The sequence below is a fragment of the Erwinia sp. S38 genome (assembly GCF_016624545.1).
In the GTDB taxonomy this organism is placed as follows: Bacteria; Pseudomonadota; Gammaproteobacteria; order Enterobacterales; family Enterobacteriaceae; genus Erwinia; species Erwinia coffeiphila.
Window position 1 is genome coordinate 1 of sequence record NZ_JACVTS010000089.1, and the last position, 304, is coordinate 304.

Genomic DNA, 304 nt, shown 5'->3' on the forward strand with positions numbered 1-304 from the left:
GTGCTGTGCTGTGCTGTGCTGTGCTGTGCTGTGCTGTGCTGTGCTGTGCTGTGCTGAAGGATATGGCAACGCAGATTAATCGGAGGGTAAAGCGATTGTGTTTCTCACTACAGCGCTAAAATAGTGAGTGATTAAGCGGGGGACCTGAAACGGGTTACCCCGTTTTTTTATGCGAGAAGCCGCGTGGTCGTAAAAAATGAACGAAAAAAAATCCGCCGAAGCAGATTTATTTTTAACAACGACCTGTTTGAGAATTTGGTGGAGATAAGCGGGATCGAACCGCTGACCTCTTGCATGCCATGCA

General features: G+C 48.0%; 1 protein-coding gene. It reads right to left on the minus strand.

What is annotated here, in order from left to right; all coding sequences use genetic code 11:
* Positions 1-75: 75 nt before the first annotated feature.
* Positions 76-304 (minus strand): hypothetical protein (locus IBT46_RS27540; RefSeq protein WP_234480331.1); only part of this gene is annotated, 229 nt, incomplete at its 5' end.